Consider the following 21854-nt stretch of genomic DNA (forward strand, 5'->3'; position numbering starts at 1 on the left):
TCAGGCTCCCAGCGCGGCTTGGTAGGTGGAGAGGTCCTTGTCGCCCCGGCCCGAGAGGCCCAGCAGGACGCTGCGGGCGCCGAGGCGCCCCAGGACGGCGAGGCCGTGGCTCGATTCCAGGGCGGGCAGGATGCCCTCGGTCCGGCAGAGCCGCCGCGCCCCCTCCAGGGCCTCGGCGTCGGTGGCCCGGAGGGCCTCCACGCGCCCGTCCAGGCACAGGGCGGCCAGTTCCGGGCCGAGGGAGGGGTAGTCCAGCCCCGCGCTGATGCTGGCGGTGTCCGACGTCCAGCCCGCCTCGTCCTGGAGGAGGAGGCTGCGGCAGCCGTGGAGCACCCCGATGCGCCCCGGCCCGACCCGGGCCGCGTGCTGCCCCGGGTCCGTCCCGTGCCCGCCGGCCTCGGCGGCCACGAGGCGGACGGCGTCGTCCAGGAAGGGCACCATCAGGCCGAGGCCGTTGCTGCCGCCGCCCGCGCAGGCCACGACGGCCTCGGGCAGGCGCCCCGCGGCCTCCAGCACCTGGGCCCGCGCCTCGCGGCCGATGACGCTCTGGAAGGTGCGCACCAGCAGCGGGAAGGGATGGGGCCCGAGGGCGGATCCCAGGATGTAGTGGGCGCGGTGGCAGTTCCCCGCCCAGGCGCGAAGGGCCTCGTTCACCGCCTCCTTGAGGGTGCGCGAGCCGGCCGACACCGGGGCCACCTCCGCCCCGAAGAGCCGCATGCGGGCCACGTTGGGCGCCTGGCGGGCCATGTCCACCTCGCCCATGTAGACGGTGCAGCGCAGGCCGAGCCGCGCGCAGGCAGCGGCGCAGGCCACGCCGTGCTGGCCCGCGCCCGTCTCGGCGATGACCTCCTCCCGGCCCATGCGCCGGGCCAGGAGGGCCTGGGCGAGGGCGTTGTTGATCTTGTGGGCGCCGGTGTGGGCCAGGTCCTCCCGCTTGAGCCACACCTCCGCGATCCCCAGCTCCCGGGCGAGGCGCGGCGCGGGGGTCAGCGGCGTGGGCCGGCCCACGAAGGTCCGCAGCTCGGCCTGGAGCTCGCGCTGGAAGTCCGGGTCCTCCAGGGCCGCCACGAAGGCGGCCTCCAGGTCCAGGAGGGGCTGCATGAGGGTCTCGGGGGCGTAGCAGCCCCCCAGGCCGTGGGCGCCGTAGCGGCCGGAATGGAGGAAGGCGGTGGCGGTCATGGTCGCTCCAGGGCATGGGCGGCGCGCACGAAGGCGGCCACCAGGTCCGGGTCCTTGCGTCCCGGCGCGCGCTCCAGCCGGCTCGCGGCGTCGAAGCCCGCGCAGCGGGGGTGTCCGGGAAGGGCGGCAAAGCGGTCGGCGAGCAGGTCGCCGCGCAGGCCCCCCGCCAAAATGAAGGGGCCGGGGGGCGGGTGGGCGAGGCCGTGGACGACCCCCGAGCCCCCGGGGAGGCCGGTGGCCTTCGGGCCCGTCTCCCACAGGTAGAGATCGGCTTCGGCGGGTTCCTGGTCCGGCTCGTCGGGCCAGGGCAGCAGGATCCGCAGGCCCGCCCTCCGGAGGGCCGTCAGGCCCGCCCGGGACGGCAGGTAGGGCTGGACCCACCCCGCCCCGCAGGCCTCCGCCCACCGGAGGAGGGGTTCGGGCCCCTCCGCCACCGCCACCAGCACGGCCCGGTCCCCGGCCAGGCGCGGCAGGGCCGGATCCGGGCAGTGGCGGGGGCTCGCCGGATGGCTGAGGAACCCCACGAGGTCCGCGCCGGCCGCCAGGGTCGCCGCCACGTCCTCCGGCGCGGTGAGCCCGCACACCTTCGCCATCATGGCCGCGCCTCCGCCAGGAGCGCCGCCGGGTCCGGGGCGCGCATGAGGGCCTCGCCGGCCAGCACCGCGTCCCAGCCCGAGGCCAGGGCGGCGCGGATGGCGGCGGCGTCCTTCAGGCCCGATTCGCGGATGAGCACCGCTTCCGGGAAGGCGGCCCGCAGGGGCCCCGGATCGGCCGGGCCCTCCGAGAAGTCGGAGAGGTCCCGCACATTCCAGCCCACGAGGCGGGCCCCGGAGGCCTGGACCGCGGGGATCTCGTCCGCGGCGTGGATCTCCGCCAGGGGCTCCAGGCCCAGGGCCCGCGCCGCGAAGGCGTAGGCGGGCAGTTCGTCGCCCAGCACCCGGGCGATGAGGAGCACCGCCTGCGCCCCGAGGACGAGCGCCTCCCGGAGGTGGCCCGGGGTGCAGACGAACCCCTTGTAGAGGATGGGGCGCCCGAAGCGCCGCGCCACCTCGAAGTCCCCGGGCCGGCCCCCGAACCGGGCGGGTTCGGCCAGCACCGAGAAGCAGGCCGCGCCGCCCCGGACGTAGGCCCCCAGGCGCTCCGCGGGATCGGCGTCCGCCGCGAAGGGACCCAGGGAGGGGGAGGCGCGCTTGAATTCCGCGATGACCGGAAGCGCCGCCCCGCGCAGGGCCCGCTCGAAGGGGCCCGGCCCCTCCGGCTCCGCCCCCAGGCGCCGGCGCTCCGCCGCCACGATATCCGACAGGATGCCCAGCCCCGCGCCCATCTAGGCCGCCAGGGACAGGAGGGAGGGGAGGTCGAGGCCCGCGCGGAGGGCCTCCCGGCCCTCGGCCACCAGGTCCGGCAGGGTCCCCAGGCCCGCATCGCGCACCAGGGCGAGGCCCAGGGCGGCCTGGAGGGCCACCTCCTCGGCCACGCGCGCGGAATAGGCGGGATCGGAGGCCCCGCCGGCGAGGCCCCGGGCCAGGGCCACGCAGGCCTCCAGCGAATCCGCCGCCGCCGGGGCGAGGCCCGGGCGGATCCCCGCGTCGCCGGGGAGGAAGACGGCGGCTTCCGCCACGCGCCCGTCCCGCACGGCCTGGACCCGGGTGGGCCCCTCCAGGGACGCCTCGTCCATGCCGGCGCCGCCGGCGTCCTTGCCGTGCACGACGAAGGCCCGCGCGAGGCCCAGGGCCGCCAGGGCCTCGGCCACCGGCAGGATCCAGGCCTCCTGGGCCACGCCCAGCACCTGGTAGGGCGGACGCGCCGGGTTCAGGAGGGGCCCCAGCATGTTGAACACCGTCGGCACCCCCAGGGCCCGGCGGATGGGCACCATGCGCGCCAGGACGGGGTGGAAGCGCGGCGCGAAGAGGAAAGCGAAGCCGGTGCGGGCCAGGTCGGCCTCCGCGGCCTCGACGGGCCGGGCCAGGTCCAGGCCCAGGGCCTCCAGCAGGTCCGCGGAGCCGCAGAGGCTCGAGGCCGAGCGGCTCCCGTGCTTCACCACGTCCACCCCCATGCGCGCCAGGGCCAGGGCCGACAGGGTCGACAGGTTGGCGGTGTGGACCCCCTGGCGGGCGTCGCCGCCCGTGCCGCAGGTGTCCAGGGCCGGCCGCGCCGCCCGGAAGGGCACCGCCCGGGCCCGCAGGACCTGGGCGAAGGCCGTCAGCTCCTCGCCCCGGAAGGGGCGGGCGTTAAGGGCCAGCAGGGCCCGGCCCACCTCCCCGGGGTCCGAGGCCGGGTCCAGGCAGGCCTCCATGAAGGCGCGGGCGCCTTCCAGCGTCAGGTCATCCTTGATCTCGAGTGCAGGGTTCATTCCAGGTTCCTTTCCGGGTGGTCGTCAGTTCGCGGAGCCCCAGCCCACGGCGCGGCGGATGTAGGGCACCCCGTCCGCGCCCGAGCGCGGCAGGTCGAAGCGCCGCCCCACGGCGCGGGCCACGGGACCCAGCTCCTCGGCGAGGCGCTGGAACTCGTGGAGGTGCAGGCTCTGGTCCCCGTCCGACAGGGCCTTCGAGGGATCCGGGTGGACCTCCACGATGATCCCGTCCGCCCCCGCGGCCACGGCGGCCCGGGCCATGGGGATCACCGCGTCCCGGCGGCCCGTGCCGTGGGAGGGGTCCACCACCACGGGCAGGTGGGCGAGCTCCTTGAGGACGGGCACCGCGTTCAGGTCCAGGGTGTTGCGGGTGGCCGTCTCGAAGGTCCGGATGCCCCGCTCGCAGAGGATCACGTGCGGGTTGCCCTCGAGCAGCACGTATTCCGCGGCCAGCACGAACTCCAGGAGCGTGGCCGAGGGCCCGCGCTTCAGGAGGACGGGCTTCCCCGCCCTGCCCACCGCGCGCAGCAGGGGCGCGCTGGACATGTTGCGGGCCCCGATCTGGAAGCAGTCCACGAGGGGGGCCATGGCCTCCACGTCGCCGGGCTCCATGACCTCGGTGATGACCGGCAGGCCCGAGGCGTCCCCCGCCTCGCGGAGCAGCTCCACCCCCGCGTGGCCCAGGCCCTGGAAGGCGTAGGGCGAGGTGCGGGGCTTGTAGGCCCCGCCCCGCAGGCCCGTGGCGCCGCAGGCCGCGATGAACCGCGCGGTGGTGAGGATCTGCTCCCGGTCCTCCACGGAGCAGGGGCCGCCCATGAGGGCCAGGGTGCCGCCTCCCACCTCCCGCCCGCCCAGGGCCACCCGGCTCCCGCCGGGGAAAGTCTCCCGGGCGGCGAGGAGGGGCTTGGAGCCGGTCGCCCGGGCCCAGGCCACGCCCGGCAGGGCCTGCACGGCCTCCAGGGAGGGGTGGTCCGGGCCCAGGAGGGCCAGGAAGGATCCGAAGGGCAGGTCCAGGCGGCGGGCGCCGGGAAGGGAGGCCTCCAGGGAGACGGCGGGATCGGCGAGCTTCACGAGCATCGGGGCACCTCGGTCGGCGCGGCCTGGCGGCAGCGCGCGGTGAAGGCGGCCAGGATGCGGCCGCCCTCGGGGGTCAGGACGGATTCGGGGTGGAACTGGACCCCGTGGCAGTCGTAGTCGCGGTGGCGGAGGGCCATGATCTCCCCGTCGCCGGTGCGGCCCTGCACCGCGAGGCAGTCCGGCAGGGACGCGGCCTCCGCGGCGAGGGAGTGGTAGCGGCCCACCTCCAGGGGATCCGGCAGCCCAGCCAGGAGCCCGGTCCCGTCGTGGACCATGAGCGAGACCTTGCCGTGCATGGGGCGGCCCGCGCGGCCCACCCGGCCGCCGAAGGCCTCGGTGATCACCTGGTGGCCCAGGCAGACCCCCAGCACCGGGATCCGCGGCGCGAAGGCCCGCACCAGGTCCAGGCAGGCCCCCGCCTCGCGGGGGTGCCCGGGGCCCGGGGAGAGGACGAGGCCCGAGGGCGCCATCGCCAGGGCCCCGGCCACGTCGATGGCGTCGTTGCGGACCACGGCCAGGTCCGGCTCCAGGGCGCCCATCATGGACACCAGGTTGAAGGTGAAGGAATCGTAGTTGTCGATGAAGAGGATCATCGGGAGGCTCCCAGGGCTTCGAGCAGGACGCCGGCCTTGGCGTGGATCTCCTCCCATTCGGAGGCCTCCGCCGAGTCGGCCACGATGCCGGCCCCGGCGCGGAAGCGCGCCCTGCCGGCATGGATCTCCAGGCTGCGGATGGTGATGGCGATCTCCAGGTTCCCGGTGCGGTCCAGGATGCCCACGCCGCCGCCGTACGCCCCCCGGTCCTCCCCCTCCAGCGCCGAGAGGATCCGGGTGGCGCTGATCTTGGGGGCGCCGCTGAGGGTGCCGGCGGGGAAGGCGCTCCAGAGCGCGTCCAGGGGGCGCAGGCCCGTCCGGAGCCTGCCGTGGACCTCGCTGATCATGTGCATCACGTGGCTGAACCGCTCCACCTGCTCCCGCACGGGCACGGTCACCGACCCGTGCTCGCACACGCGGCCCAGGTCGTTGCGGCTGAGGTCCACCAGCATGGCGTGCTCCGCCCGCTCCTTGGGATCGGCCTTGAGCTCCTCCGCGAGCCGGTCGTCCTCGGCCGCGTCCCCCGTGCGCCGCCGGGTGCCGGCGATGGGGACGGTGGCCACGCCCCTGCCCTCCACCCGCACCAGCATCTCGGGCGAGGCCCCCACGAGCTGCCTGCCCCCGAGGCTCACGAAGAAGTGGTAGGGGCTGGGGTTGAGGCGGCGCAGGCGGCGGTAGACCTCGAAGGGGTCCCCCGCGAAGGTCCCCTCGAAGGGCTCGGAGAGCACCACCTGGTAGGCGTCCCCGGCCAGGATGGCCTCCTGGACCGCCGCGAAGCCCCGGCCGAAGTGGGCCCGGTCCGGCCGGCGCGTGGGGGTGAAGACCGGGGGCCCGGGGCGCTCCGGCAGGGCCCCCTCGAGGCGGGCCGCCAGGTCCCGCAGCCGCGCCTCGCCGTGCCCGGCCTCCGGGAAGTGGTAGAGGTAGCCCTGCTGCTTCAGGTGGTCCAGCACGAGGCCCGAGGCGAAGCGGCCGAAGCGCAGGCGGGGCGCCCGGGCCCCGGGGAAGGCGCCGGCGAGGGCCGGCTCGGCGAGGGCGAAGGCGCTGAAGTCCGCCCACCCCACGGCCCCGCCCAGGAAGGGCACCGGCACCTCCGGGGTCTCGGCCCGCAGGGAGGCGGCCCAGGCCGCCAGGGCCTCCAGGGGGGGCGAGGGCAGCTCCGTCCTGCGGCCGTCCCGCACCAGGGCCGCCGTGGTCCCCGCCTCGAAGACCTCCACGGCGTCCAGGCCGATGAAGCTGAAGCGGGCCTGGGACTCCCCGCCGGTGACGGATTCCAGGAGGTAGGCGTCCTGCCCCGGCTCCGTCAGGGCCAGGAAGGCCCGGACGGGCGTGGTGAGGTCGGCCGGGAAGGCCATCACCAGGGGGGGCGCGGAGGTGGGCGTGGGATGCATGGGGTCCTCGGGTGAACGCGAAAAGGCCCGCCATGGGGCGGGCCGGGGAAGTTGGATCTGGGTTCCTTCGCTCTAGCTGATGAGCCTGCCCATGCCAACGCCCGACCCCTGGGGCCACCAGCTCCAGTTCCAGGTCAGGCTGTTGAGGGAAAGGACCACGCCTTCTCCAAGCGATGGGTCAGTCTACGGATGGGCGCGGACTTTTGCAAGCCCCCGGGTGGACAGGAAGGGGGGACCCGCCGGGATCCCCTCCGGTCAGGCCGGCCAGATCCGTGGGATCCGGCCCTCCTGGAGCATCAGGTCCGCGAGGACGGCGGCCGTGACGGCCTCCAGGACCACGGGGACCCGCAGGGCGATGCAGGCGTCGTGGCGGCCGCCCACCTTCAGCTCCGCGGGCGCCTGGGTGCGCAGATCCAGGGTGGTCTGGGGGGCCTTGATGCTGGAGGTCGGCTTCACCGCCACCCGGAAGACCAGCTCGTTCCCGTTGGTGATGCCGCCGTTGATGCCCCCGGCGTGGTTGGTGGCCGTGCGGCCCGCCATGTCCGCGATGGGGTCGTTGACCTGACTGCCGCGCAAGCGGGCCACCTGGAACCCATCGCCGAACTCGATCCCCTTCACGGCCGGGATGGCGAAGGCGGCGTGGGCCAGGAGGCTCTCCACGCTGTCGAAGAACGGCTCGCCCAGCCCCGCCGGCAGGCCCTGCACGCGGCATTCCACGAGGCCGCCCACGGAATCGCCCGCGGCCATGGCCTCGGCCACGGCCCGCTCCACGTCGGCCTTGCCTCCGGCCTCCGTCAGCCGGGCCTCGACCCGCACCGGCGCCAGCAGCTGCTTGGCCACGACGCCCGCGGCCACCAGCCCCGCCGTGAGCCGGCCCGAGAAGTGGCCGCTGCCCCGGAGGTCGTTGAAGCCCCCGAATTTCCGCATGGCCACCCAGTCAGCGTGCCCGGGCCGGGGAGTGTGGCGCAGGGCCGCGTAGGCCGAGGAATCCGTGTTCCGGTTCTCGAAGAGGATCAGGAGGGGCGCGCCCGTCGTGCGGCCCTCGTGGACCCCGGTCTGCAGGAGGGCCGTGTCGTCCTCCCGGCGGGGCGTGGTGCCGGGCGCCCCTCCGCCCCGGCGCCGGGCCATGTCGGCCTCGAAGGCCGGGGGCGCCAGGGGCAGCCCGGCGGGAACCCCGTCCAGGAGGACGCCCACGCAGGGTCCGTGGCTTTCGCCGAGGATGGACAGGCGGAACAGGCGTCCGAAACCGTTCAAGGCTCACCTCGCAGGGATTCCAGGTCGCGGAAGAAGCCGGGGTACGACTTGTCCACGCAGTGCTCGCCGTCCAGGGCCACGCCCTCGCGGCTCACCAGGCCGGCCACGGCGCCAGCCATGGCGATGCGGTGATCGTTGCGGGGATCGACGCGCCCCCCCGCGAGGGGCCCGCCGTCGATCTCCATCCAGTCCCCCGTCACGGCGATCCGGGCCCCCAGGGCCGAAAGCTCGGTGACGAGGGCCTCGGCGCGGTCGCTCTCCTTCGCCCGGAGGCGGGAGGCCCCCTTCAGGCGCGTGCGGCCCCGGGCATGGCAGGCCAGCGCCGCCAGGGGCGGGAAGAGATCGGGGCAGTCGGTGGCGTCGAAGGTGAAGCCCGCCAGGTCCGAGCGCCGCGCCCGGAGCGCGCCGTCCTCCCAGGCCAGGCGCGCCCCCGCGGCCTCCAGCGCCGCCACGACGGCGCGATCCGCCTGGGCGGAGCGCGGGTCCAGCCCCTCCACCGCGACGTCCCCCGCCACGGCCCCGGCCACCAGCAGGAACGCCGCGCCGGACCAGTCCCCCTCCACCGCCAGGTCCACGGGGCGGAACGTCTGCCCTCCGGGCACCTCCAGGACGGCCAGGTCCTCCGACGCCCGGACCCGCGCCCCGAAGGCCTCCAGCACGCCCAGGGTCATGCGGACGTAGGGGGCGCTGCGCAGGCCCTCCACGATCACGCGGCTGTCCCGCGGGGCCCGGGGCAGGGCCAGCAGGAGCCCGCTGAGGAACTGGGAGCTGGCGCGGCCGTCCACGGTCACGTCGCCGCCCAGGAGCGGCCCCCGCACCCGCACCGGCGGCAGGCCTCCCGCCGCGTCGCAGGCGGCCCCCAGCTGCCGGAGGGGGTCCAGCACCATGTCCATGGGCCGGAGCCGCAGCGACCCCCGCGCCTGGAGCGTGGACGCCCGGGGCGCCAGGGCCGCCACCGCGGCGGCGGCCCTGAGGCAGAAGCCCGATTCGCCGCAGTCGAGGACTTCCGCGGCGGGACCGGCGCCCCCGGTCACCTCCACCCGGTCCGCCCCCCGCGCCACCCGCGCCCCCAGCCCCTGGATCACCGCCAGACAGGCCTGCCCGTCCGCGGATTCCCCCGGATTCCGGATCACGCACGTGCCTTCCGCCAAGCTGGCCGCCAGGAGCAGGCGCTGGAGGTGGCTCTTGGATGCGGGGGCGCGGAGGCGCCCCGACAGGGTTCCGGGTGCAGTGTGGATCATCGTTCCGCCTTGGCCCAGCATAGCGGCAGCCCCGCCCGGATCCAACGCCGGCGCGCCCCGGCCCGGATTTGAGGGTTTCAAATAGAAAAGATTTTCAATAAGGCTTGATTCAAACGGAAATGAATTCTATTCTCTCGGAGGACCGCGCGTCCGACCTTTGATTCCCGAGGCACGCATGAAAGCACTTCTCTACACCCTGGTCGCCGGACCGGCCCTCATGGCGGCCGCCACCTCGGGCAGCGGCCTCGTGACCGGCACCGTGCGCGACGAGCAGGGCCACCCGGTCCCCGGGGCCGTGGTGGCCCTGGAGCACCGCATCACCGGCCACCGCCAGACGGCGGTGACGGACAAGGCCGGGCGCTTCGCCCTCCGCAACGTGCCCTTCAACGACTACCACCTGGAGGCCCGGGCCCCCGGGCTCACCACCGCCCACAAGGACGTCTCCATCCGTTCGGGCCTGCCGGTGGAGACGGACCTGCGCCTGGCGGCGGCCGGCGCCGTCGTGGTGGTGGAGGAGGAGGCCGACCTCATCGAGGACCACCCTTCCTCGCACGTGGACTTCGACCGCGCCACCATCGCCCGCGAGCCCGCCGCCGTGGCCAGCCGGGCCCTGGAGAGCGCGATCCTGGCGACCCCCGGCTTCATCCAGGACGAGAACGGGCGGTTCCACTTCCGGGGCAGCCACGGCCAGGTGATGTACGTCATCGACGGCGTCCCCGTCACGGACCAGATGCAGGCCGCCTTCTCCAACAGCCTGGACCCGGGCCAGGTCGACGCCATGGAGGTGGTCACCGGCGGCATCTCCGCGGAGTACGGCGGAAAGCCCGGGGCCGTCGTGAACCTGACGTCCCGCTCCGGGCTCGGCACCCCCGGCGGCTTCCAGGGCGAGGTCTCCGCGGGCGCCTCCCGCTTCTCCACCTACGAGGCCGGGTTCGCCCTGCGCGGCAGCACGGACCGCATGGGCTGGTTCGCCACCGCCTCGGGCTCCACCAGCGACCGCTACCTGGACCCCGTCAACTTCGACAACTTCCACAACCACGGGACCACCGGGCGCGTCGCCACCCGCTTCGACTGGCTCCTGACCGACCACGACACCCTGCGCGTCTCCGCCTCGGGCGGGTCCACCTCCCGGGAGGTCGCCAACCTCGCGAGCCAGGAAGCCCTGGGCCAGGACCAGCGGGCCCGCACCACCGACGCCAACCTGAGCGTGGGCTGGACCCGCCTCCTGGACGGAGGCGCCAGCCTGGAGACCGTGGTCTTCGCGCGGCGCGCCGGCGCCCGCCTGGATCCCACCTCCGGCCAGGCCCCCGACCCCCTGAAGGACTTCCCCGTGTGGGCCTCCCAGGACCGGACCCTGGACAACCTGGGCGCCTCCGTCGCCTGGCAGGGCAAGGACGCCCTCGGCAGCACCAAGGCCGGGCTCCAGTACACCCGGTTCCCCCTGCGGGAGCGGTTCGCCTTCGCCGTGACCGACGACGCCATGGCCCCCGCCGGCGACCCCCTCCACGCCTACACCCCCGCCGGAGGCGGCTCCATCTTCCGCTTCGACGAGTCCCACGCGCCCGTGCTGGCCTCCGGCTACGTGCAGCGCGAGATCCGCACCGGCGGCTGGAACCTGGGCCTCGGCCTGCGCTACGACAGCTGGACCTTCCGGGGCGACGAATCCCACCAGCTCCAGCCCCGCATCGCCCTGAGCTATTCCTTCCCGGGCTCCTCGACCCTCGTGCGCGTCTCCTACGACCGCCTCCTCATCACCCCCGAGAACGAGAACCTGGCCATGTCCACCTCCCAGGCCACCTGGGACCTCGCCGGCGGCGCCGGCACCGTCCCCGCCCTGAGGCCCGAGATCCAGGACAGCTGGCTCGTCGGCGTCGAGCGGCAGCTGGGCGCCCACCTCAAGGCCACCCTGGACTACTGGTGGAAGGTCAGCCGGAACAGCGCCGACAGCGACCAGTTCTACAACACGGGCATCGTCTTCCCCGTCGCCGCGGCCCGCGGGCGCTTCCACGGCATGGACCTGCGGCTCGACCTGGCGGAGATCCACGGCTTCTCCGGCTACCTCAGCGCCGGCACCGTGCGCACCGTCTTCCGCACCCCCACCGTGGGCGGCCTCTCCGGCGCCGAGGGCTCCGACGGCCCCGCCGGCCAGCCCTACCTGATCGACCACGACGAGAAGCTCAACGTCCAGCTGGGCCTCCGCTGGCAGCAGGGAAGCTTCTTCGCCCAGGCCGTGGGCCGCTACGATTCCGGCCTCGTCGCCGGCGAACCCGGGGACGTGGCGGGCAACCCCGACTACGCCTTCGGCATCCCCTACGTGCGCGTGGAGAACGACCGGCTCGTGGGACCGGTCTACCGCATCCGCCCCCGCACCGTCTGGAACGTGAACCTGGGCCGGACCTTCCCCGTGGGCGCCGGCAGGACCCTCCAGGCCACCGCCTCCCTCCTGAACGTCTTCGACGAGAAGGGCCTCTACAACTTCCTCAGCACCTTCGGGGGCACCCACGTCATCCCCCCCCGCACCCTGGCGCTCGGCCTGAAATACAGCTTCTAGAGGGTGGCCAGGGAATCGCACGCGTCCCGGATTGCCGCGCCTGCGATCCCTGACGCAAGTCCGGGACACGGACGATTCCTGGGCCTGGCTCCTAGGCGAACACCTTGCCGATCACGGCTTCGAACTGGGCGCGGTTGTAGGGCTTGGGGAGGAACCCGGCGAGGCCGCCGTCGGCGAAGTCGCTGACGGCGAAGGGCTCGCTGTAGCCGCTCGTGAGGACGATGGGGACGTCGGGCCTCAGCTCCTTCATGGCCCGGAAGGCCTCGCGGCCGTCCATGCGGGGCATCGTCAGGTCCATGAGCACCACGTCGATCTCCTCCCGGTGGCGGGCGAAAACGGCCAGGCCCTCGGCCCCGTCGGAGGCCTCCAGGACGCGCAGCCCCATGGCCCCCGCCAGCGCCGTGGCGACGGACCGCGCCGGCGCCTCGTCCTCCACGACGAGCAGCACCCCCTGGGCCTGGGGGGGCTCCGCCTCGGCCTCCGCGGGTCCGGAGGTCTCCGAGGTGATGCGGGGCAGGAAGATCTTCATGGAGGTGCCGTGGCCCACCTCGCTGTAGACCTTGATGCTGCCCCCGTGCGTGCGCAGGATGCCCATGAGCGCGGAGAGGCCCAGGCCCCGGCCCGTGAACTTCGTCGTGAAGAACGGGTCGAAGATCCGCTGCACCGTCTCCCGCGACATGCCGCAGCCGGTGTCCGACACCTCCATGACCACGTAGCGGCCCGGCGGGATCGGGATGGACGGCACCAGGGTCGCGAGGTAGGTGGCGTCCAGGACCTGCTCCCCGGTCCGCAGGGTGATGGCGCCTCCCTCCTCGTGGGAGAGGGCCTCGGAGGCGTTCGTGACGAGGTTCATGACGATCTGCTGCATCTGCGCCGGGTCCGCCAACACGTCCGGGAGGCCCTGGGCCAGGTCCAGGCGGATCGCGGCCTTCTTGGAGATGGACACCGCCAGCAGCTCCGTCATCTCCCGCACGAGGATGTTCAGGTTGACCCGCGCCACCGTCACCTGCCCCTTCCCCGCGTAGGCCAGGAGCTGGCGGGTGAGGTCCGCGGCCCGGACCGCGGCCTTCTCGATCTGCTCGAGGAAGGACGCGGCGGGGCTCTCCGCGGGCAGGGTCATGGCCGCGAGGCTGCAGTTCCCCATGATGGTCGTCAGGAGGTTGTTGAAGTCGTGGGCGATCCCCCCCGCCAGCACGCCGAGGCTCTCCAGCTTCTGGCTCTGGCGGATGGCCTCCTCCCCCTCCTTGCGCTGGGTGATGTCCGCGCGGATGGCCACGTACTGGTAGGGCACGCCCTGGGGGTCCAGGTAGGGGACGATCGTCGTGTCCACCCAGTAGAAGGACCCGTCCTTGGCCTTGTTCCGGATCTCGCCCTTCCACACCCGGCCGGCCTTGATGGTGCCCCACAGGTCCGTGAAGAAGGCCTTGGGGTGGTGCCCGCTGTTGATGATGCGGTGATCCTTGCCGAGGAGCTCCTCCCGGTCGTACTTGGAGATGGCGCAGAACTTGTCGTTGACGTAGGTGATGCGGCCCCGGGCGTCCGTGACGGCGACGATGGCGTGCTCGTCCAGGGCGTTCTTGAACACCTCCAGCTCCCGCACCGCATTGGCCGCGGCCCCCTCGCCGTCCTCGCGGTCGACGTAGGGGCGGGCCATCCCGTAGGTGAGGCGGCCCCCGTGGCTCCGGGCCACCCGCCACACCAGGAGGACCCGACGCCCGTCCGGCCCCAGGAACCGGCAGCGGTGCGAGGCCGTGGGACCCTCCGCCCAGCCCTGCTCCAGGAACCGCGCAGCCGCGTCCCGGTCCCCGGGGTCCACCAGGTCCAGGAAGGCGCGGCCGAGCAGATCCCGGGGGGGGCGGCCCCAGATCTCCTGGCTTCCCGTCCCCACCGCCTGGAAGGTTCCGTCCGGCCCCAGGGAGAAGAAGACCTCCCGGGCCTGGGCCATGATCCAGTCGAAGAGGGATCCGGGGACCGCTGGGGCGGGCTGGGCTTCCCGGGGGGCTGGATCGCGCTGACGCATGGGGGCTTCCTTCGGCCCCCTCATGATAATGAGTCTCGCTCCCCTCGGCAAACGAGGGGGAGCTCCCTCAGGCCTTCACGCGGGTGGCGAGGGAGTCGAGCAGGTCCCACACCTCGTGGCAGGCCTCGCAGCTCGTGACGGGCTCCCCGCAGGGGAAGCCCTCCGCGCCCATGCCCTGGCACCGGGGATTGGCCACGTAGAAGAGGAGGTCCTCCAGCACCCCGTGGACCCGGCCCCGCAGGCTGCTCTCCGGAAGGGCCCGGATGGCCTGGACGAGGCGCCATTCAGCTTCGTTCAATTCGACCTGGACCGGCTTCTGGGACATGGGGACCTCCGCGGTTTGGGGACCAGTATAGGCGAAGGGGCGGACACGTCCCCCTCCCCCTGGGAACTTGTGACGGGCGGCGAAGTGTGGTCGGCTGGGACGGGAGGATCCATGCGAGCCGTCATTCAAAGGGTCAAGCGAGCCCGGATCCAGGCCGGCGATCAAACCGTGGCCATCGGGCCGGGCCTCCTGGTCTTCGCCGCCCTCCAGAAGGAGGACACCCTGGAGGCGTGCCGTTGGGCGGCCGCCAAGATCGCCTCCCTGCGCGTCTTCGACGACGGGGAGGGCCACATGAACCGCTCCCTCCAGGAGACCGGCGGGGAGATCCTCGCCGTCTCCCAGTTCACCCTCGCCGGCAGCATCGCCAAGGGCCGGCGCCCCTCCTTCGACGGCGCCATGGCCCCCGCCCCCGCCCGGGAGCTCTTCGAGGCCTTCGTGGGCTTCCTGGAGGAGGCGCACCCCCGCGTCGCCCGCGGCTTCTTCCGGGAGCACATGGAGGTGGAACTGGTGAACGACGGCCCCGCGACCTTCATCCTGGAGCGCTAGGCTGTGTTCGGAATCTATAGATTAGATAAATAGTTAACTTGTACTCATACGTAAAGGCTCGTACACCACGAATTTTCCTGGGGTAACGATGCCGAGAAGTTTCCTGACCGATGCCATGTGGGCAAAGCTTGAACCGCTCCTTCCGCCAGAGCGTGGAGGGATGGGGCGATCCCGTCACCCCAACCGTCCCATGGTGGAGGCGATCCTGTGGAGGCACAGGACTGGGGCGCCGTGGAGGGACCTGCCGGAGGAATCTGGACCTTGGAGAAGCGTGTACACGCGATTTGAGGCCTGGACCAAGCGCGGCGTGTGGCAAAGGATCCTGGAGTTCCTGCGCAAGGAAGCCGACCTGGAGTGGGTCATGCTGGATGGCACCATCCTTCGCGCTCATCAACCTTCAGCAGGCAAAAGGGGGGGCTCTGGAACCAGGCGCTCGGACGATCTCGGGGTGGATGCTCGACCAAGATCCATTTGATCTGCGATGCCCACGGTAATCCTTTGGATTTCCTGGTCACTCCGGGGCAAGCCCATGGAAGCCGGTCTGCTGAAGGATTGCTGTGCGGTTGGCAGGCAGAGTACGGGTTCGGAGATCGGGCCTACGATGGGAACCCGGTAAGGAAGGCGATCGAGGCCATGGGTGCGACAGCCGTCATCCCACCTCATCCCCGGCGCAAGAATCCGGCGACCTGGGACTCACACCTATACAAGGCCCGCCATGCCATCGAGCATGGGTTCGCCAAGCTCAAACAGTTCAGGGCGCTGGCCACCAGGTTCGACAAAACGGCGCGAAGTTTCTCAGCCCAGGTGGCTTTGGCCTGCATCGTGATCTGGCTGAGGCTATGAGCGGAGGGTGACAAGCGTTCCGGATCCTCATTGATCCTATGAAACGCGGAGGCGCGGAGGATCTCGCAGAGGGTCGCGGAGGAAAGCGCTCCTGGAACCTGCCACCTCCCAATGACACGTCCCAACGGGAGGCGTGATGGGAAGGCATTGGGGAGAGGTCGACGGGGAGGATCATCCGCACAAGGAGATCACCCAGGCCATCATCGGGGAGGCCATCGAGATCCAGAAGGCTCTGGGGCACGGACTCCTGGAAGATCCCTACAAGGTCTGTCTGGCGCACTCCCTGAGACTGGCCGGCCATAAGGTGAAGCGGGAGGTTTTCCTGGATATCGAGTGGAGGGGGCTTGTGGGCTTGATCCTTTCTCCGCGAGCCTCAGCGAGATCCTCCGCGCCTCCGCGTTCCAATAGGATGCTGCGAATGCGCGGCGCCATCAGGCACTGCAGCACAGACTCACTATTCCAGCTCCTCCATGCTCCGGCACGGATGGGTATTAGCCATTACTATCCTAGATTACGAACACACCCTAGCGGCCCACGAGGATCGCCATGAAGCGGGCCCTGGCCTGGGCGGCGGTGGCGCCCGGGGGCAGGCGCAGGACGGCCGTCACCAGGCCGTTGCCGCCGACGACCCAGGCCCGGGTGCCGCCGCCCGGCGCGGGCGCCTCCACGGCGTCGTACCACCAGGCGTTCTTCTTGAAGGTCTCGTCGATGAAGCTGAGGAAGAGCCGCCGGTAGAGGCGGAGGACCTCCTCCTGGGCCGGATCCGCCAGCCAGCGCGCCAAGGCGTCCGGGCTCGTGCGGAGCCGGTCCCCTTCCCCGAACCAGGTCATGTCGAGGGGGGGGATGTCCTCGCCCGGCGGCACCCGGTTCTCCGCGAAGGGCGCGAAGATCTCCAGCATCCTCACCCGCGCCGCCCCCTCCCCGTAGATCTGGCGCCACTGATCGGCGGACATCATCGCCCACCCCAGGAGCGCGAGGCTGCAGCCCGACTGGAGCGCCCGCGGCAGGTCCACCCGGCCGTGGCCCTTGGGGGCCGAGCACGTGAAGGGCCCCGCCTTGCCCGTGCACTTGAAACTGCCGGCGGCGCTGGCCCAGGCGTCGCCCTCCAGGCGCACCCACAGGAGATGCGCGAGCGGCCCCATGGGCCCCGGCGCCAGGGCGTCGCCGTAGCTGCGCACGCCGCGCTCCGGGGACGCGATGGAGAGCCCCTCGCCCGGCGCGAGCGCCGGGGCCGGCGCCGGAGCCGGCGTCTGGGCCAGGGCGAAAGCCGGGACCAGTGTGACGGAAAGCAAGGCGCGGCGCAGGTTTCCCATGGGGCCTCCCCCGGCCAGTATACTTGATCGCATGACCAGCCGACGCATCCTGACCCGTCTCGCCGGGGCCGTGACCCCGGATCCCGCCCGGCCCTGGGCGGTGGATTTCATCGAGGACGCCGCCATCGCCTCGGAGGGCGGACGGATCGCGTGGATCGGCCCCCGGCGGGAGCTTCCCGCGGCGTGGCGGGACGCCCCGGAGGTCGACGGCGGCGGACGCTGGGCGGCCCCCGGCTTCGTGGATCCCCACACCCACCTGCTCTTCGGCGGGGACCGCAGCCGCGAGTTCAACCGGCGCCTCCACGGGGAGACCTACGCCCAGATCGCCGAGGGCGGCGGCGGCATCCGCGAGACGGTGCGCGCCACCCGGTCCGCGACGGTGGAGGAGCTCGTCGCCCTCGGCGAGGCCCGCCTGGCCAAGTACCGCGCCAAGGGCGTCGTCCACCTGGAGGTGAAGACCGGCTACGGGCTCGAGCTCGAGGCCGAGTCGCGCCTCCTGGAGGCCTACGCCGCCCTGCGCGCGCGGGGCTGGAGCCTGGACGTGACCCTCATGCCCGCCCACGACATCCCCGCCGAGTACCTGGGCCGGCCCGACGCCTACATCGAGGACGTGGCCTCGGCCTGGCAGCCCGAGCTGGTCCGGCGCCATCCCGGCGTGGCGCGCTTCTGCGACGTGTTCGTGGAGCGCGGCGTCTTCACGCCGGAACAGGGCCGCAGGGTGCTGGAATCCGGCAAGGCCCTCGGGCTGAGACCCCGCATCCACGCCGACGAGTTCTGCTCCACGGGCGGCGCCGAGCTCGCCGCGGAGGTGGGCGCCGCGAGCGCGGACCACCTCATGTTCGCCTCGGAGGCCGGCATCCGGGCCATGGCCGCGGCGGGCGTGGTGCCCACCCTGCTCCCGGCGACGACCCTCTTCCTGGGCATGAAGGACTACGCGCCCGCCCGGGCCATGATCCAGGCGGGATGCCGGATCGCCCTGGCCTCCGACTTCAACCCGGGCTCCTGCGCCTGCATCGATCCCCTCCTGGTGCTGCGCCTGGGCTGCCTCCAGATGCGCCTCACCTTCGAGGAGGCCTTCACGGCCATGACCCTCCACGCCGCCCTCAGCCTGGACCGCCCCGACCTCGGCCACCTGCACCCGGGCGCCCAGGACCGCGTCCTCCTGTGGGACGTCAAGCACCCCCTGGATCTGGTGTACTGGATGGGCGAGGCCTACCAGCCCGCGCCCGCGTTCCATGGGTGAGCCATAAACGAGAAGGACCCCGGTCTACCGGGGTCCTTTCGGGGTGCGGGTTCCGGGGAGGGTTACTGACCCCGGCCCTTGAACTCTTCGACGATGTGGTAAATGCGTTCCTTGGCCCGGAGCTTGGCCTTCTTGAGCTCCACTTCCTCGATGGTCTCCTTGGCGGAGAGCCGGATCTTGTTGCGGAGGTAGTTGAGCCTTTCGTCGGCGGCCCGGTGTTCCTCAAGGAGCTTCTTGAACTCGAAGTTCTCCTTCGTCAGGCGATCCTGAATGTCTGGCCGAAGAAAATCCATGAATCCTCCATAAAGTGGGGTAGATCGTGCACTTGCGGCTGTGAAGGACCTGATCTTGCCCTAGAGTACTCCCAGACCACCCCCCGTCAAGGGATTTGAAACCGATCCCTCCGTCCTGTTTCCAAGTGCCCCCGGAGCCCGTCTGTGCAATGGTTTGAACGTGATTTCGATCACCCCCTCTACTTCGAAATCTACAAGGACAAGGACGCCGAGGCGGCGGTGGAGGGTCCCGGCCTCGCCGCGCTCCTGGCCCTGCCCCCGGGGAGCCGGGTCCTGGACCTGCCCTGCGGCTGGGGCCGCCTCCGGCCGGCCCTGGAGGCCCAGGGCTACGAGGTGGTGGGGGGCGACCTGAGCCCCCTGAACCTGGCCCGCCACGCCGCGGAGCACCCCGGGGCGCTGGCTCGCCTGGACCTGCGGGCCCTGCCCTTCCGCTCCGGGTGCGCGGACGGGGTCTTCTGCGCCTACACCAGTTGGGGCTACTTCCCCACGGACGCGGAGAACCAGCGCCAGCTGGCCGAATTCGCCCGGGTGCTGCGCCCCGGCGGCGTCCTCCTCCTGGACCTGGCGGGCCGGGGCTTCTTCCTCCGGGCCCTGGCCACCCTGGACGGCGACTGGTACGAGGTGGAGGGCCAGTACCGGGAGCGGGTGCGCCTGTCCCAGGACGGACGCCGCTTCCTCACGGACCGGATCATGGGGGACCAGCGCTTCCAGCACGACATCTGGATCCCCACCGACGCGGAGGCCCGGGCGGCCCTGGCCGCGGCCGGCCTGGAGGTGGAGGAAGCCTTCGGATCCTGGCAGGGCGCCCCCTGGAATCCCTGGGCGGAGCGCTGGATCTACCGGGCCGTCAAACAATAGCGCGGGCCCCCTTTCGGGGGCCCGGTGGGCCGGTAAGCCGGATTCTGTCGAAGGGACGTCATTCCTCTGGGATGGACCTCACGGTCCACCTCTAGCGACCTACCCGCTGGCTCGATCGGGCCGATCCTCACGCCTTGCGGCGCCCGCCAGCCTATTTGGTCTTGCTCCGTGGGGGGTTTACCTAGCCCGCCCTGTTGCCAGGAACGTCGGTGGGCTCTTACCCCACCCTTTCACCCTTGCCTGTGCCCGAAGGCCATCGGCGGTCTGCTCTCTGTTGCACTGTCCGTCGGGTCGCCCCGCCCAGGTGTTGCCTGGCCCACTGCCCTGCGGAGTCCGGACTTTCCTCTGCGTTGCCGCAGCGACGTCCTGGCCCACCCTTCCATCGTAACCGAGGGGAGCGCCAGGTGCCAGGGGCTGGGCGCGTCCAGGCCCCTCCGGAGGGCAAAAAAAAAGCCCCCGCAATGAGCGGGGGCTTGGGGATTTAACGTCGCGGCGACCTACTTTTCCACCTCTGTCCGAGGAAGTATCATCGGCCCTCTGGAGCTTAACTGCCGTGTTCGGGATGGGAACGGGTGTGACCTCCAGGGTAAAGCCACGACGAAGGGTGAGAATGAATCGAAGGGTTAGGCGAGGTTGAGCAAAGAGTCAAGCCTCGTGGTAATGACGGATGCAATTGATTGATGAAAAGTCAAGCCGATGGACCAATTAGTATCGCTCAGCTGAACACGTTGCCGTGCTTACACATGCGACCTATCAACGTCGTGGTCTACGACGGGTCTCGTGGGGAGATCTCATCTTGAGGGGTGTTTCGCGCTTAGATGCTTTCAGCGCTTCTCACTTCCCGACATAGCTACCCAGCATTGCATTTGGAAACACAACTGGAACACCAGAGGTCAGTCCATCCCGGTCCTCTCGTACTAAGGACAGGTCCTCTCAAATCTCCTACGCCCACACTAGATAGGGACCGAACTGTCTCGCGACGTTCTGAACCCAACTCACGTACCGCTATTGATCGGCGAACAGCCGAACCCTTGGGACCTGCTTCAGCCCCAGGATGCGATGAGTCGACATCGAGGTGCCAAACCTTGCCGTCGATATGAACTCTTGGGCAAGATCAGCCTGTTATCCCCGGCGTACCTTTTATCCGTTGAGCGATGGCCCTTCCATGCGGAACCACCGGATCACTATGACCTGCTTTCGCATCTGCTCGACGTGTGTGTCTCGCAGTTAAGCTCCCTTATACCATTGCGCTCTGCGGCTGATTTCCAAACAGCCTGAGGGAACCTTTGCACGCCTCCGTTACTCTTTAGGAGGCGACCGCCCCAGTCAAACTACCCGCCTGACACTGTCTTCCACCCGGATCACGGGCGCGAGTTAGAGATCAGCATTGCGCAGGGAAGTATCTCAACGACGACTCCACCGACCCTGACGAGCCAGTTTCAAAGTCTCCTTCCTATCCTGCACAGCACAATGCCAACCTCAATGTCAAGATGTAGTAAAGGTGCACGGGGTCTTTCCGTCTAAGTGCGGGTAACCGGCATCTTCACCGGTGCTACAAGTTCGCTGAGTCTCTGCTGGAGACAGTTTCCAGATCGTTACGCCATTCGTGCAGGTCGGAACTTACCCGACAAGGAATTTCGCTACCTTAGGACCGTTATAGTTACGGCCGCCGTTCACCGGGGCTTAAATTCGCAGCTTCGCTTGCGCTAACCGCTCCTCTTGACCTTCCGGCACCGGGCAGGCGTCAGCCCCTATACCTCCTCTTTGGAGTTTGCAGAGACCTGTGTTTTTGTTAAACAGTCGCCTGGAACATTTATGTGCCACCACCTCGGGCTATGAACCCTACCGTGGTACCCCTTCTCCCGAAGTTACGGGGTTAATTTGCCGAGTTCCTTCAGCAGAGTTCTCTCAAACGCCTGAGGATTCTCTCCTCGACTACCTGTGTCGGTTTGCGGTACGGTCACACTTGGATCTCCTTAGCAGCTTTTCTCGGCAGTGTAGGATCAGGACTTTTCGTCACCGGCCTTGGGCTCGTGCCCGCCGGACTTCCCTGGCGGACACCCTTGACCGGTTTCGCAGCACATTCCATAGCGCTGCGTCCCTACCTTCCTGCGTCCCTGCATCGTACAAACGACCCAAACATGGTGCTGGAATATTAACCAGCTTTCCATCGCCTACGCCTTTCGGCCTCGGCTTAGGGACCGACTAACCCAACGCGGATTGACCTTGCGTTGGAATCCTTAGTCTTACGGCGGACGGGGTTCTCACCCGTCTTTACGCTACTTATGCCGACAGAGTCTCTTCCCATGTCTCCAGCTGTCCTTGCGGTCAACCTTCGCAGACGTAGGGAATGCTCCCCTACCACATAGTTCGCAGCTTCGGTAACATGCTTGAGCCCCGTTGAATTGTCGGCACAGACCCGCTTGACCAGTGAGCTATTACGCTTTCTTTAAAGGATAGCTGCTTCTAAGCTAACCTCCTGGCTGTCTAAGCACATCCACATCCTTTTCCACTTAGCATGTATTTTGGGACCTTAGCTGGCGATCTGGGTTCTTTCCCTCTCGACTACGGATCTTATCACCCGCAGTCTGACTGCCGGACTTCACGGCGTGCCATTCGAAGATTGGTTGGATTCAGTAAGCTGGTAAGCCCCCTAGTCCATTCAGGTCTCTACCTGCACGACGAAACATCCGACGCTAGCCCTAAAGCTATTTCGGGGAGAACGAGCTATCACGGAATTTGATTGGCCTTTCACCCCTATCCTCAACTCATCCAAGCGG

18 protein-coding genes, 2 rRNA genes, 1 other RNA gene and 1 pseudogene (1 of these 22 cut by a window edge) are annotated in these 21854 nt (G+C 70.6%); 6 read left to right on the plus strand and 16 right to left on the minus strand.

Features of this window, described 5'->3' with window-relative positions:
* The 9 genes from trpB to aroA form a co-directional block, all read right to left on the minus strand.
* Positions 1–1179, minus strand: coding sequence for a tryptophan synthase subunit beta (gene trpB / locus R2J75_RS10970; protein WP_243335160.1), 1179 nt, complete (start codon positions 1177–1179; stop codon positions 1–3).
* On the minus strand, positions 1176–1775 hold the full coding sequence (locus R2J75_RS10975) for a phosphoribosylanthranilate isomerase (protein WP_243335161.1): 600 nt from the start codon (positions 1773–1775) through the stop codon (positions 1176–1178). The genes trpB and R2J75_RS10975 overlap by 4 nt, the downstream gene beginning before the upstream one ends.
* Complete coding sequence (locus tag R2J75_RS10980; protein WP_243335162.1) at positions 1772–2503, minus strand: indole-3-glycerol-phosphate synthase; 732 nt, start codon at positions 2501–2503, stop codon at positions 1772–1774. The genes R2J75_RS10975 and R2J75_RS10980 overlap by 4 nt, the downstream gene beginning before the upstream one ends.
* Positions 2504–3529 (minus strand): anthranilate phosphoribosyltransferase, encoded by a 1026-nt coding sequence (gene trpD / locus R2J75_RS10985; protein WP_243335163.1) that lies wholly within the window; start codon positions 3527–3529, stop codon positions 2504–2506.
* Between the two features lie 24 nt (positions 3530–3553).
* Positions 3554–4606, minus strand: coding sequence for a 3-deoxy-7-phosphoheptulonate synthase (aroF, locus tag R2J75_RS10990; protein WP_316410133.1), 1053 nt, complete (start codon positions 4604–4606; stop codon positions 3554–3556).
* Positions 4597–5199, minus strand: a complete 603-nt coding sequence (locus tag R2J75_RS10995; RefSeq protein ID WP_316410134.1) for an anthranilate synthase component II — start codon at positions 5197–5199, stop codon at positions 4597–4599. The genes aroF and R2J75_RS10995 overlap by 10 nt, the downstream gene beginning before the upstream one ends.
* Complete coding sequence (locus R2J75_RS11000) at positions 5196–6587, minus strand: anthranilate synthase component I family protein (protein ID WP_316410135.1); 1392 nt, start codon at positions 6585–6587, stop codon at positions 5196–5198. Before R2J75_RS11000 ends, R2J75_RS10995 begins: the two co-directional genes overlap by 4 nt.
* A 255-nt stretch (positions 6588–6842) precedes the next feature.
* A complete protein-coding gene (locus R2J75_RS11005; RefSeq protein WP_243335169.1) occupies positions 6843–7841 on the minus strand; it encodes a chorismate synthase in 999 nt (332 codons plus the stop codon).
* Positions 7838–9082 carry a 3-phosphoshikimate 1-carboxyvinyltransferase gene (aroA, locus tag R2J75_RS11010; protein WP_243335171.1) on the minus strand — a complete coding sequence of 415 codons (1245 nt, stop codon included), beginning with the start codon at positions 9080–9082 and terminating at the stop codon, positions 7838–7840. Before aroA ends, R2J75_RS11005 begins: the two co-directional genes overlap by 4 nt.
* 175 nt (positions 9083–9257) lie before the next feature.
* Here aroA and R2J75_RS11015 point away from each other — a divergent pair, with 175 nt between their 5' ends.
* The gene (locus R2J75_RS11015; protein WP_316410137.1) at positions 9258–11633 is read left to right on the plus strand and encodes a TonB-dependent receptor; all 2376 of its coding nucleotides are present in this window, start codon (positions 9258–9260) and stop codon (positions 11631–11633) included.
* A 91-nt stretch (positions 11634–11724) separates the two neighbouring features.
* Here the strand turns inward: R2J75_RS11015 and R2J75_RS11020 are convergent, their stop codons facing one another.
* Positions 11725–13653: a PAS domain-containing hybrid sensor histidine kinase/response regulator gene (locus R2J75_RS11020; protein ID WP_243347342.1), complete on the minus strand. Its 1929-nt coding sequence runs from the start codon at positions 13651–13653 to the stop codon at positions 11725–11727.
* 67 nt (positions 13654–13720) lie between these two features.
* A complete protein-coding gene (locus R2J75_RS11025) occupies positions 13721–13978 on the minus strand; it encodes a hypothetical protein (RefSeq protein ID WP_243335177.1) in 258 nt (85 codons plus the stop codon).
* Positions 13979–14089: 111 nt separating this feature from the next.
* On the opposite strand from R2J75_RS11025, the gene dtd reads away from it, so the two are divergent.
* The 3 genes and pseudogenes from dtd to R2J75_RS19895 all read left to right on the plus strand — a co-directional run bounded on the left by dtd (position 14090) and on the right by R2J75_RS19895 (position 15917).
* Positions 14090–14524 carry a D-aminoacyl-tRNA deacylase gene (gene dtd / locus R2J75_RS11030; RefSeq protein WP_243335179.1) on the plus strand — a complete coding sequence of 145 codons (435 nt, stop codon included), beginning with the start codon at positions 14090–14092 and terminating at the stop codon, positions 14522–14524.
* A 115-nt stretch (positions 14525–14639) separates the two neighbouring features.
* Positions 14640–15364 (plus strand): annotated as a pseudogene (locus R2J75_RS11035) (IS5 family transposase); the annotation flags it as partial.
* A 139-nt stretch (positions 15365–15503) separates the two neighbouring features.
* On the plus strand, positions 15504–15917 hold the full coding sequence (locus tag R2J75_RS19895) for a GxxExxY protein (RefSeq protein WP_394365837.1): 414 nt from the start codon (positions 15504–15506) through the stop codon (positions 15915–15917).
* On the opposite strand, the gene R2J75_RS11040 is transcribed toward R2J75_RS19895, so the two are convergent.
* Entirely contained in the window at positions 15892–16680 is a 789-nt protein-coding gene (locus R2J75_RS11040; protein WP_316410138.1) for a hypothetical protein, read from the minus strand. The two genes, R2J75_RS19895 and R2J75_RS11040, sit on opposite strands and share 26 nt — an antisense overlap.
* Before the next feature lie 31 nt (positions 16681–16711).
* Between R2J75_RS11040 and hutI the strand changes: the two genes are divergently transcribed.
* Positions 16712–17923: an imidazolonepropionase gene (hutI, locus tag R2J75_RS11045; protein ID WP_243336028.1), complete on the plus strand. Its 1212-nt coding sequence runs from the start codon at positions 16712–16714 to the stop codon at positions 17921–17923.
* A 62-nt stretch (positions 17924–17985) separates the two neighbouring features.
* Here the strand turns inward: hutI and R2J75_RS11050 are convergent, their stop codons facing one another.
* Positions 17986–18216: a hypothetical protein gene (locus R2J75_RS11050; RefSeq protein WP_243336030.1), complete on the minus strand. Its 231-nt coding sequence runs from the start codon at positions 18214–18216 to the stop codon at positions 17986–17988.
* Between the two features lie 144 nt (positions 18217–18360).
* On the opposite strand from R2J75_RS11050, the gene R2J75_RS11055 reads away from it, so the two are divergent.
* A complete protein-coding gene (locus R2J75_RS11055) occupies positions 18361–19074 on the plus strand; it encodes a class I SAM-dependent methyltransferase (RefSeq protein WP_243336031.1) in 714 nt (237 codons plus the stop codon).
* A 17-nt stretch (positions 19075–19091) separates the two neighbouring features.
* Here R2J75_RS11055 and rnpB read toward each other — a convergent pair.
* The 3 genes from rnpB to R2J75_RS11070 form a co-directional block, all read right to left on the minus strand.
* An RNA gene (gene rnpB / locus R2J75_RS11060) (RNase P RNA component class A) lies at positions 19092–19452 on the minus strand.
* Positions 19453–19558: 106 nt separating this feature from the next.
* Positions 19559–19674 (minus strand): 5S ribosomal RNA (gene rrf / locus R2J75_RS11065).
* Positions 19675–19758: 84 nt separating this feature from the next.
* A 23S ribosomal RNA gene (locus R2J75_RS11070) occupies positions 19759–21854 on the minus strand; it runs 841 nt beyond the window's last position.

Source organism: Mesoterricola sediminis (genome assembly GCF_030295425.1).
GTDB lineage: Bacteria > Acidobacteriota > Holophagae > Holophagales > Holophagaceae > Mesoterricola > Mesoterricola sediminis.

What these genes read in the sequence shown, in the direction of transcription:
- trpB (WP_243335160.1), bottom strand. Translation starts at nt 1,179, where the DNA reads ATGACCGCCACCGCCTTCCTCCATTCCGGCCGCTACGGCGCCCACGGC.
- R2J75_RS10975 (WP_243335161.1), bottom strand. Translation starts at nt 1,775, where the DNA reads ATGATGGCGAAGGTGTGCGGGCTCACCGCGCCGGAGGACGTGGCGGCG.
- R2J75_RS10980 (WP_243335162.1), bottom strand. Translation starts at nt 2,503, where the DNA reads ATGGGCGCGGGGCTGGGCATCCTGTCGGATATCGTGGCGGCGGAGCGC.
- trpD (WP_243335163.1), bottom strand. Translation starts at nt 3,529, where the DNA reads ATGAACCCTGCACTCGAGATCAAGGATGACCTGACGCTGGAAGGCGCC.
- aroF (WP_316410133.1), bottom strand. Translation starts at nt 4,606, where the DNA reads ATGCTCGTGAAGCTCGCCGATCCCGCCGTCTCCCTGGAGGCCTCCCTT.
- R2J75_RS10995 (WP_316410134.1), bottom strand. Translation starts at nt 5,199, where the DNA reads ATGATCCTCTTCATCGACAACTACGATTCCTTCACCTTCAACCTGGTG.
- R2J75_RS11000 (WP_316410135.1), bottom strand. Translation starts at nt 6,587, where the DNA reads ATGCATCCCACGCCCACCTCCGCGCCCCCCCTGGTGATGGCCTTCCCG.
- aroA (WP_243335171.1), bottom strand. Translation starts at nt 9,082, where the DNA reads ATGATCCACACTGCACCCGGAACCCTGTCGGGGCGCCTCCGCGCCCCC.
- R2J75_RS11015 (WP_316410137.1), top strand. Translation starts at nt 9,258, where the DNA reads ATGAAAGCACTTCTCTACACCCTGGTCGCCGGACCGGCCCTCATGGCG.
- R2J75_RS11020 (WP_243347342.1), bottom strand. Translation starts at nt 13,653, where the DNA reads ATGCGTCAGCGCGATCCAGCCCCCCGGGAAGCCCAGCCCGCCCCAGCG.
- R2J75_RS11025 (WP_243335177.1), bottom strand. Translation starts at nt 13,978, where the DNA reads ATGTCCCAGAAGCCGGTCCAGGTCGAATTGAACGAAGCTGAATGGCGC.
- dtd (WP_243335179.1), top strand. Translation starts at nt 14,090, where the DNA reads ATGCGAGCCGTCATTCAAAGGGTCAAGCGAGCCCGGATCCAGGCCGGC.
- R2J75_RS19895 (WP_394365837.1), top strand. Translation starts at nt 15,504, where the DNA reads ATGGGAAGGCATTGGGGAGAGGTCGACGGGGAGGATCATCCGCACAAG.
- R2J75_RS11040 (WP_316410138.1), bottom strand. Translation starts at nt 16,680, where the DNA reads ATGGGAAACCTGCGCCGCGCCTTGCTTTCCGTCACACTGGTCCCGGCT.
- hutI (WP_243336028.1), top strand. Translation starts at nt 16,712, where the DNA reads ATGACCAGCCGACGCATCCTGACCCGTCTCGCCGGGGCCGTGACCCCG.
- R2J75_RS11050 (WP_243336030.1), bottom strand. Translation starts at nt 18,216, where the DNA reads ATGGATTTTCTTCGGCCAGACATTCAGGATCGCCTGACGAAGGAGAAC.